The 8,772-nt window shown below is 72.7% G+C and carries 9 protein-coding genes; 5 read left to right on the top strand and 4 right to left on the bottom strand.

The window, feature by feature from the left end; translation table 11 throughout:
- Positions 1 to 36: 36 nt before the first annotated feature.
- Together ACWGJ2_RS30270 and ACWGJ2_RS30275 are read right to left on the bottom strand one after the other, a co-directional pair.
- Entirely contained in the window at positions 37 to 969 is a 933-nt protein-coding gene (locus ACWGJ2_RS30270; protein ID WP_453349460.1) for an NAD-dependent epimerase/dehydratase family protein, read from the bottom strand.
- Positions 966 to 1,580: a ScbR family autoregulator-binding transcription factor gene (locus ACWGJ2_RS30275; protein WP_453349461.1), complete on the bottom strand. Its 615-nt coding sequence runs from the start codon at positions 1,578 to 1,580 to the stop codon at positions 966 to 968. The genes ACWGJ2_RS30270 and ACWGJ2_RS30275 overlap by 4 nt, the downstream gene beginning before the upstream one ends.
- A 111-nt stretch (positions 1,581 to 1,691) precedes the next feature.
- On the opposite strand from ACWGJ2_RS30275, the gene ACWGJ2_RS30280 reads away from it, so the two are divergent.
- Entirely contained in the window at positions 1,692 to 2,648 is a 957-nt protein-coding gene (locus ACWGJ2_RS30280) for a ScbA/BarX family gamma-butyrolactone biosynthesis protein (RefSeq protein WP_453349462.1), read from the top strand.
- 104 nt (positions 2,649 to 2,752) lie between these two features.
- Here the strand turns inward: ACWGJ2_RS30280 and ACWGJ2_RS30285 are convergent, their stop codons facing one another.
- Positions 2,753 to 3,172: an SH3 domain-containing protein gene (locus tag ACWGJ2_RS30285; RefSeq protein ID WP_453349463.1), complete on the bottom strand. Its 420-nt coding sequence runs from the start codon at positions 3,170 to 3,172 to the stop codon at positions 2,753 to 2,755.
- A 144-nt stretch (positions 3,173 to 3,316) separates the two neighbouring features.
- On the opposite strand from ACWGJ2_RS30285, the gene ACWGJ2_RS30290 reads away from it, so the two are divergent.
- Together ACWGJ2_RS30290 and ACWGJ2_RS30295 are read left to right on the top strand one after the other, a co-directional pair.
- Entirely contained in the window at positions 3,317 to 4,621 is a 1,305-nt protein-coding gene (locus ACWGJ2_RS30290) for a glycosyltransferase (RefSeq protein WP_453349464.1), read from the top strand.
- A gap of 184 nt (positions 4,622 to 4,805) precedes the next feature.
- Positions 4,806 to 6,080 carry a ricin-type beta-trefoil lectin domain protein gene (locus ACWGJ2_RS30295; protein ID WP_453349465.1) on the top strand — a complete coding sequence of 425 codons (1,275 nt, stop codon included), beginning with the start codon at positions 4,806 to 4,808 and terminating at the stop codon, positions 6,078 to 6,080.
- A gap of 64 nt (positions 6,081 to 6,144) precedes the next feature.
- Here the strand turns inward: ACWGJ2_RS30295 and ACWGJ2_RS30300 are convergent, their stop codons facing one another.
- Positions 6,145 to 6,786 (bottom strand): GNAT family N-acetyltransferase, encoded by a 642-nt coding sequence (locus tag ACWGJ2_RS30300; protein ID WP_453349466.1) that lies wholly within the window; start codon positions 6,784 to 6,786, stop codon positions 6,145 to 6,147.
- Between the two features lie 189 nt (positions 6,787 to 6,975).
- Here ACWGJ2_RS30300 and ACWGJ2_RS30305 point away from each other — a divergent pair, with 189 nt between their 5' ends.
- Together ACWGJ2_RS30305 and ACWGJ2_RS30310 are read left to right on the top strand one after the other, a co-directional pair.
- A complete protein-coding gene (locus ACWGJ2_RS30305; protein ID WP_453349467.1) occupies positions 6,976 to 7,638 on the top strand; it encodes a hypothetical protein in 663 nt (220 codons plus the stop codon).
- 93 nt (positions 7,639 to 7,731) lie between these two features.
- Positions 7,732 to 8,742 carry a Gfo/Idh/MocA family protein gene (locus ACWGJ2_RS30310; protein ID WP_453349468.1) on the top strand — a complete coding sequence of 337 codons (1,011 nt, stop codon included), beginning with the start codon at positions 7,732 to 7,734 and terminating at the stop codon, positions 8,740 to 8,742.
- Positions 8,743 to 8,772: the final 30 nt, after the last annotated feature.

Consider the following 8,772-nt stretch of genomic DNA (forward strand, 5'->3'; position numbering starts at 1 on the left):
CCCTGCGGCGGGTCGGGGGTATTCCAGGGGCCGCTGCTAACCCTGGGGCGTGAGATGTGACCGATACCACTCGGCGGCGTTCGCGAGGCGCGCCAGCGGGCCGGGCCCCGGCTCTGTGCCGCACTGCTGCCAGACGGCGTCGCCGCGGTACCAGTGGTCCCGCGCGAGCAGCGAGAACTGGCGCTCGCTGACGGGCGATCCGCTCTCCTTCAGCCGGACGAGGGACTCCTCCCACGTCAGATCGCGCGGCGGCGCGGGCAGGACCTTCCCGTCCGCGAGGGTGTCCAGGAGGTCGCGGGTGCGCACCGGTTCGGGGTGGACGGCGTGCTGGACGCCCGTCGCGGAGGCGCCGAGCGCCGCGGCGGCGACGAGACGGCCCAGGTCCTCGACGGCGATCAGGGAGATGAGGCCGCGCCCGGAATCCCAGTACCCGGGCACGTCCCGCAGCAGGCGGGCCAGCGCGGGGACGACCCAGCGGTCGCCCGCGCCCGTGACCAGACCGGCACGCAGCACGAGGGCACCGGCGCGCAGCGCGTGGGCTTCCCCCTCCAGCCTGGTGCGGCTCGCGGGCGAGACGGGGCGGCGGGGCACCTCGTCCACGTCGGGCCCGCTGTGCGGCCCCGGGCCGTAGACGGCGGTGGTGGAGAGGTGCACGACGCGGCGGACGCCCGAGGCGCGCGCCTCGGCCATCAGCGCGGCGGTGCCCAGGACGTTGACCCGGTGGCACTCCTCCTCGTCGGAGCCGATATGGGAGGCCAGGTGGACGAGGACGTCGGTCCCTGCGCACACGCCGGTCAGCGACTCGGGCCTGGCCAGGTCGGCCGGTACGGGTTCCACGCCGGCCGGCAGCGGCCGGGCGCCACGGGTGAGGGCACGGACGCGGGGCGGCTCGGGGAGGTCGAGGAGGGCGCGCAGGGCGGTCGAGCCGATGAAGCCGCTCGCCCCGGTGAGCAGGATCCGGTCGGTCATACGGCCGCCGTGAACTGGTCGGCGTCGATGGTCATCTCGGCCTGAACGTGGGGCGGGACGAAGCCGCCCATGCAGTACCGCCAGAAGGAGACGAGGCGCTCGGGCAGGTCGGCACGGCGCGAGGCCGACTGGCTGAAGAGCTGGATGCCGGTGTAGATGCCGACCAGCAGCTCGGCCAGTTCTTCCACGTCCACGTGCTCCCGCAGCTCGCCGCGCGCTGCGGCGGCGGAGAGCTGACCCTTGAACTCGTCGACCCACATCTGGTACGGGGTCGGGTCGTGGATGCCGATGATCTCCTGGTCGACGGCAAGGCGGACGCCGACGCGCAGCAGCATGTCGGTCTGGAGTTCCTGGGCCAGCAGCAGCGTGGTGTCGATGAGCCGCTGAAGGCCGTCCTCGCCCGGGGGGAGGGAGAAGTGGTTCTTCTGGGCGTTCATCACCTCGTGGGCGAGATCCAGCTTGGTGCGGAAGTGGAAGGTCAGCGCTCCCTGCGTGACCCCGGCGCGCTGGTGGATCTTGGCGATCGTCGCGCCGGAGTAGCCGTCGCGGTCGAAGACCTCGGCCGCCGCTTCCAGGATCATCTGCCGTGTCTCGATGGCCCTTTGCTGCATGGGTTTGTTGCCTGACTGCCCCATCTGTCCTCGCAAATCAAAACGACTGTCCGCTACGTTTGGCGGATCTTCCGACAGCAAGTCTGGCCCCGTCGACGCGAAGGACGCCTCATGCCTGCCACTACCGTCGTGCCCGGACTAACGCAGAACTCTACGTACTCCCAGGCCGTGGAACGCGCGGTGGTCCACAAGTCCGCGGTCAGCGAGGTGCTGCCGACCGGCTGGCGCCGAACCGGCGAGGCGGATTTCGAGGTGTGGGCCCAGTGGCCGCGCGACCACGGATACTGGCGTACCCGGGACGGACGGCAGGATCCGATGCTGATGGTGGAGACGGCCCGCCAGATCCTCCCGCTCCTGTCCCACGCCGCCTACGGCATGCCGCACGGGCACCAGCTCGTCTGGAAGACCTTCAGCTTCGAGACCTCGGCGCACTTCCTGCGGGTCACCGACCGCCCCGCCGAGATCACGGTGCGGATCGCCGCGGCGCAGGGCCCGAAGGCCGGGAGCCGCTTCCGGGGCGCGGCGCTGGAGATGGTCGTGGAGCACGAGGGGGAGAACGTGGGCACGGTCTCCACGGAGTACACCGCCCACCCCTCCGAGATCTACCGGCGGCTGCGCGGACCCAGCACGTCCCCCGAGGAGGCGATGGCCAGGGCACGCGACGTCCCTCTTCCGCCTGCACTTTCCCCCGCGAGCGCCGGGCGGGAACTCGCCCGCGAAGTCGTCCTCTCACCGGGCCTCGCGGGCTCAGGCCCGTGGCAGCTACGGGTGGACACCACCAGCCCCTGGCTGTTCGACCACCCGGTGGACCACGCGCCCGGGATGCTGCTGATGGAGGCGGCCAGGCAGGGCGCCCACGCGGCGGCTCTCCCGCGCGAGACCGTCCTGACGGGCATCGACGTCACCTTCACCCGGTACGTCGAGCTGGACAAGCCCTGCTGGATCGAGATCGCGGCGCCCGTGGCGGAAGGCTGCGACACCTTCCGGGTGTCCGTGAGCCAGGACGGCCAGGAGGCACTGTCCGGGACCGTACGGGTGGCTGACGCGCCGGGCACTTCGGCGTCGTAGGGAGTCGTAGGGAGCGGTACGCGCCTGGAGCGCGGTACGGGGCCGGGCCGGGACGTGCCGGGCCCCGGCCCCGTAGCGGCGCGCCGGTACACCGGCGTACGGGGTCAGCTTTCGCAGTAGTCCACGTGGGACAGGTTCTTGACGTAGCGCGCCGCGACATAGCCGGGCTTCGGGCCGCCCAGGACGTACCAGAGGTTGTTGCCGTCGACGTTCTGGCCTCTGACCTTGCAGTACAGGGCGACGACCGTGCCCGGCGCCAGGCCGCCGAGGTAGGCGGCGTGGGTGGTCGGCTGCTCGCGGATGTTCAGCGTGATGCGCGAGACCACCTTGCCCCGCGGCAGTGCGGAAACGGTCCCGGCCTCCTTGGCCGACGTGCTCCCCCGCGCGGCGGAGGCGGAGGCCGGGGCGACGCCCGAGGCGGTGTCCGAGGCGAGGGCCGGGGTGGCCGCCAGGAGAGCGGAGCCGGTCAGCACGAGGCCGGCGACCCCGGCGGTGACGCGACGCTTGAGACGAAACGTAGTCATGTTTCCCCTTTTTCTTTCTTTATGAGCGTTGCACGCCTTATGACATGTCGAGCAGGGGAAAGGTTGCCCAAAAAGGGTTCCTTCCGTACGCGTCCCGTACGCGCTTACCCGGAACGGACCCTCGGCCGGGACATACTGACGGCCATGCGTGTGGCACTGATGACCGCGGGTTCGCGCGGCGACGTCGCTCCCTACACCGGCCTCGCCCACCGTCTGGCCGCCGGCGGGCACAGCGTCACCGTGGTCACGCACGCCTCGTTCGCGAAGCTGGTGACCGCCTCGGGAGCCGCCTTCCACCCGCTGCCCGTCGATCCGCGAGCCGAGCTGGAGTCCGCGCGCGGGCGGAGACTGCACCGCAGCCGCACCGGCGCCGGAAAGCTGGCGCGGGTGATCGGGCTGGCGCGGGCCGTGGTGGGGCGGATGGCGGACGGTCTGGTGGAGTCCGCGCGGCACAGCGACGCGCTGCTGCTGTCGGCCTCCCTCGCGCCGCTGGGCCACGCCGTCGCGCAGGAGCTGGGGCTGCCGAGCATGGGGGTCTATCTCCAGCCGCTCGCCCCCACCCGCGCGTTCGCGCCGCCGGTCACCGGAACCCGCTCCTGGGGAGGCCCGGCGAACCTCCTGGCCGGGCACGCCGTGAACCACGCCGTCGACCGCGTCTTCGCCGATGCCACCCGGACTGCCGTACGGGAACTGCTCCGCGGCGCCCGTGGACACGGACGTGCCGCCGTGCGGACCGGGCACCGGGCGCGGGAGCGCCAGGGCTGGCGCGTGCACCACGGTTTCAGCCCGCTGGTCGTGCCGCGGCCCGGCGACTGGCGCGCCGGACTGACCGTCGACGGCTACTGGTGGCCCCACGATCCGCCCGAGGCCCGGCTTCCCGACCGGCTGCCGGCCTTCCTGGACGCGGGCCCGCCGCCCGTCTTCGTCGGTCTCGGCAGCGCGACGGTGCCCGATCCGGCGCGGCTGAGCACGCTGCTGGTACGGGCGCTGCGCGCGGCCGGGCTGCGGGGTGTGGTGCAGCGCGGGTGGGGCGGGCTGCGGGCCGAGGGCGCGGGCGAGGGAGACCGCCGGGGTGAGCGGGGTGGGGGCGAGGACATGCTGACCGTCGACGAGGTGCCCCACGCGCTGCTGTTCCCCCGCATGGCCGCCGTGGTCCATCACGCGGGCGCCGGTACGACGGCCGCGGGGCTGCGCGCCGGTGTCCCCGCCGTGCCCGTGCCCATCCAGTTCGACGAGGCGTTCTGGGCCTCCCGCCTCACCGCGCTCGGCGTCTCACCGGGCGCGGTCCCGCTGCGCCGCCTGGACGAACGGGCCCTGACGGCCGCGCTGGTGGAGGCCACGAGGCGTCCGTCGTACCGCGAGCGGGCCGCCGAGGTGGCCGCCAGGCTGCGTGCCGAGGACGGCGCGGGCGCGGTCCTCGCCTCGGTGGACGGGCTCGCGAAGGGCTGAGGAGCGGGTGGCCGGATGAAGCAGAATCCTGCCGGTGTGCGTGCGCTGCACACGGGAGTGGTCCATACCAAGACCTTGACAGAGGGTTAGTTCACTTCTTAAATCACGCTGTGAAGTAACCCGTACGCACCGGTTCGGCGCCACCCCCACAGCATTTCCGTCCCATGTACCGGAAGGGAGAGTCGTGGACTCCCCGCGCTCAGCACGGCGTCTGCTCCTCACTCTGCTGTCCGTCCTCCTCGTCGCCCCCGTCCTCGTCGCGCCCGCGAGCGCCAGCCCGGCCGGGGTGCCGGAACCGTCCGCCGGCGGCGAGGCCGTCCCCCTCGCCGAGACGTTCACGGAGAACTTCGACGGTGCCGCAGGCTCCGCCGTCGACTCCTCCCGGTGGCAGATCGAGACCGGCGACAACGTCAACAACCACGAGCGGCAGTTCTACACGGCGGGCAACCGCAACGCCGCGCTCGACGGCCAGGGCAACCTCGTCATCACCGCGCGCCGGGAGAACCCGGAGAACTACCAGTGCTGGTACGGCAGATGCGAGTACACCTCGGCGAGGCTCAACACCTCGGGCAAGTTCACCACGCAGTACGGGCATGTCGAGAGCCGCATGAAGGTGCCGAGGGGACAGGGCATGTGGCCCGCCTTCTGGATGCTGGGCAGCGACATCGGGCAGGTCGGATGGCCCAACTCGGGTGAGATCGACATCATGGAGAACGTCGGCTTCGAGCCCTCCACCGTGCACGGCACCCTGCACGGCCCCGGGTACTCCGGCTCCGGCGGCATCGGCGCGGGCTACACGCTGCCGGGCGGCCAGCAGTTCGCCGACGCCTTCCACACCTTCGCCATCGACTGGTCGCCAGACGCCATCACCTGGTCCGTCGACGGGAACGTCTACCAGCGCCGCACCCCCGCCGATCTCGGCGGCAAAGCCTGGGTGTTCAACAAGCCGTTCTTCCTGATCCTCAACCTGGCCGTGGGCGGCTACTGGCCGGGCGACCCGGACGGCAGCACCACCTTCCCGCAGCAGCTCGTCGTCGACTACGTACGCGTCAGCACCGGCAACGGCGGCTCGGGCTCCGGCGGGCCCATCACCGGCATCGGCGGCAAGTGCCTGGACGTGGCGGGCGCGAACTCCGCCAACGGCACCCCCGTGCAGCTCTACGACTGCAACGGCACCGACGCACAGCGCTGGAGCAAGGGCAGCGACGGTTCCCTGCGCGCCCTCGGCAAGTGCCTGGACGTCACCAGCGCGGGGACAGCCAACGGCACGGCAGTGCAACTGTGGGAGTGCAACGGCACGGCGGCACAGCGCTGGACCGTCACGGCGGCACGCGACATCGTCAACCCGCAGGCCGACAAGTGCCTCGACGCGCGCGACGGCAGCACGGCCAACGGCACCCGTACCCAGATCTGGACCTGCACCGGCGCCGCGCAGCAGAAGTGGACGGTGAGCGGCTGACACGCGCGGGCCCGCGCCACGGCACGGCGGGCCCGTGACACCGTCCGGCGGGCCCGTGAATGGGTCACCCTTCCGGCGCACCGCGACGGCTCGCGCGCCACTGCTCGGCCGTGACGCGGTACAGGACATGGCGGCGCAGCGGGTCGTCCGCCCGCAGGCGGGGGTGGTCGAACGCGCCCCGCGGATCGCGTGTCATCCCCAGCCGCTCCATGACGGCGACGGAGCGGCGATTGCCCGCGGCAGTGAAGGAGACCACCTCCGTCAGGCCCAGCTCGCCGAAGGCGAAGTCGAGCGCGGCCGTGGCGGCCTCCGTCGCGTAGCCGTGGCCCCAGGCGGAGCGGGCGAGCCGCCAGCCGACCTCGACGGCGGGGGTGAAGGGCGCCTCGAAGGCGGGCCGGGACAGTCCCGTGAACCCGACGAAGGTCCCCGTCGCCACCACTTCGACGGCCCACAGCCCCCAGCCCTGCTCCTCGATCAGCCCGGCGGCACGGGCGGCGAGCGCGTCACTGGCCGCCCGGTCCAGCGGCGCGGGGAAGTGCGCGGTCACCTCGGGGTCGGCGTTCAGCTCGGCGAACGGTGCCAGGTCATCGGGGCGCCAGGGGCGCAGCAGGAGGCGGGGGGTACGGAGCACGGGCTGCGGTGCGTCGGGGGCGTCGGGGGTCTCGGGGGCGTCGGGGGTCTCGGAAGCGCTGGGTGCGTCGGGCAAGGGTGCCTCCTGGGGCGGTGCGGGCGTGTCCACCGTAGGACGCCGACCGGCCCCGGCGCGGGCCCCGGTGCGGACTCCGGGGCCGGGAGCGGAAGCTGATCATGAACATGTAGGCTCCCCTCCGGAACGCGCCGTCCGGCGCATACGAACGACGCACACGAACGAACGACAAATCGGGGGAACATCCGCATGGCGATGCGTAAGGCCACGATGAAGGAGCAGGTCTCGGCGGCGATAGCCGAGGCCGCGCCAGGCGACCGGGCACTGGTGACCGTCACCTGCCTCACCGGACCCACTCCCTGGCTCACCGGCGCGCTGGGGCTGATCGGGCAGCTCATGGTGACGTACTACTTCGTCACGCTCACCGACCAGGCCGTCGTCCTCCACCGGATGCACCGGTTCAGCCAGCGTCCGCAGGAGGTCTCGCACGTGATCCCGCGCGACCAGGCCCCGGCGGCGGTCTCGCAGGTCGGGCTCAACCCGCTCTGGAGCTCCTTCCACATGGCGCTCCCCGGGACCACGAACCCCATCCGCCTGAACGTGCACCGGATGTGGCGCGGCGAGCTGGAGCAGTTCCTGTCCGCGATCGGCGCCGCACCGCAGCAGGGCTACGCACCGCAGGCCGCACCGCAGGGCATGCCCCACGCCGCACCGCAGGCCCCGCCCCAGGCCGCGCCCCAGTACGGCGGCCACCCGCAGCCCGACCCCCGGCACCTGCTCCAGGGGCAGGGTCAGGCCCAGGCCCAGTACGGCAACCCGGCGCCCCAGCAGCAGGGCCAGGGCCAACCCGCTCCGTACGGCTACGCGCAGACACCCCCGCAGCAGGGCAACGGCAACCCGTACGGCGGCTGACCCGACGCCGACGGGCACCGGACACGCCCGGAACGGTCCCGCCTCCGGCCTCCGAGCCGGAACCGGAGGCGGGAGCCGGTTCGTTGGGCCCGTATGACCGACACACCCGTCCGCTGGGGCATTCTCGCCACCGGGCCCATGGCCGCCGCCTTCACCGAGGATCTGCTCGCCGAGCCCGACGCCGAGGTGACCGCCGTGGGCTCCCGCTCCGACGCGTCGGCGCGGCGCTTCGCTGAGCGCTTCGGCATCCCCCGTGCCCACGGCACCTGGAAGGAGCTGGCCGGCGATCCCCAGGTGGACGTCGTCTACGTCGCCACCCCGCACGCGCACCATCTCGCCGCCGCCACCGTCTGTCTGGAAGAGGGCAAGGCGGTGCTGTGCGAGAAGCCGATGGCGCTCAACAGGGCCGAGGCCGCCGCGATGGCCGCGCTGGCCGAGCGGCGTTCGGTGTTCCTCATGGAGGCCATGTGGACGTATCTGCACCCCGCCGTCCGCCGGGTCCGGCAGCTCGTGGACGAGGGCGCCATCGGCGAGGTCAGGTCACTGCACGCCGACTTCGGGGCGCGCGCTCCCGCCGATCCCGGGCACAGGCTGCGCGATCCGGCGGCGGGCGGCGGCGCGCTGCTGGACCTCGGCACCTACCCCGTCGCGCTCGCGCATCTGCTGCTGGGCCCGCCCGACGAGGTGACGGCGTGGTCGCATCTGACGCCGGAGGGCGTGGACGAGAGCACCGGGGCGATCCTGGGGTACGAGGGCGGCGCGATGGCCGTGCTGTCCTGCTCGATCGCCGCGGACAGCGCCCGTAGCGCCGTCGTCCACGGCACCGAGGGGCGCATCGACATCCCCTCGGACTTCTTCAACCCGAGGGGCTTCGTCCTGACCCGCGAGGGCCACGAGCCCGAGTCCTTCCCCGAGCCGCCCCGGAGCGGCAACGGCTACGGTCATCAGATACGCGAGGTGACCCAGTGTCTGCGCGAGGGTGCGACAGGGTCCTCGCTGGTGCCGGTGGCGGGGACGCTGGAGGTCATGGGCACCCTGGACAGGATCCGCTCGCTCACCGGGGTGCGCTATCCCGGTGAGGAGGTGCGCCACCCCCGCGCGTGAACGCGTGTGGGGGTGGGGCCGCCGCGGACA

It is taken from the genome of Streptomyces sp. NPDC054796 (assembly GCF_053611545.1).

Bases quoted from the DNA above. Each gene is read 5' to 3' on its own strand.
- ACWGJ2_RS30270 (WP_453349460.1), bottom strand. From the start codon at position 969: ATGACCGACCGGATCCTGCTCACCGGGGCGAGCGGCTTCATCGGCTCG.
- ACWGJ2_RS30275 (WP_453349461.1), bottom strand. From the start codon at position 1,580: ATGCAGCAAAGGGCCATCGAGACACGGCAGATGATCCTGGAAGCGGCG.
- ACWGJ2_RS30280 (WP_453349462.1), top strand. From the start codon at position 1,692: ATGCCTGCCACTACCGTCGTGCCCGGACTAACGCAGAACTCTACGTAC.
- ACWGJ2_RS30285 (WP_453349463.1), bottom strand. From the start codon at position 3,172: ATGACTACGTTTCGTCTCAAGCGTCGCGTCACCGCCGGGGTCGCCGGC.
- ACWGJ2_RS30290 (WP_453349464.1), top strand. From the start codon at position 3,317: ATGCGTGTGGCACTGATGACCGCGGGTTCGCGCGGCGACGTCGCTCCC.
- ACWGJ2_RS30305 (WP_453349467.1), top strand. From the start codon at position 6,976: ATGGCGATGCGTAAGGCCACGATGAAGGAGCAGGTCTCGGCGGCGATA.
- ACWGJ2_RS30310 (WP_453349468.1), top strand. From the start codon at position 7,732: ATGACCGACACACCCGTCCGCTGGGGCATTCTCGCCACCGGGCCCATG.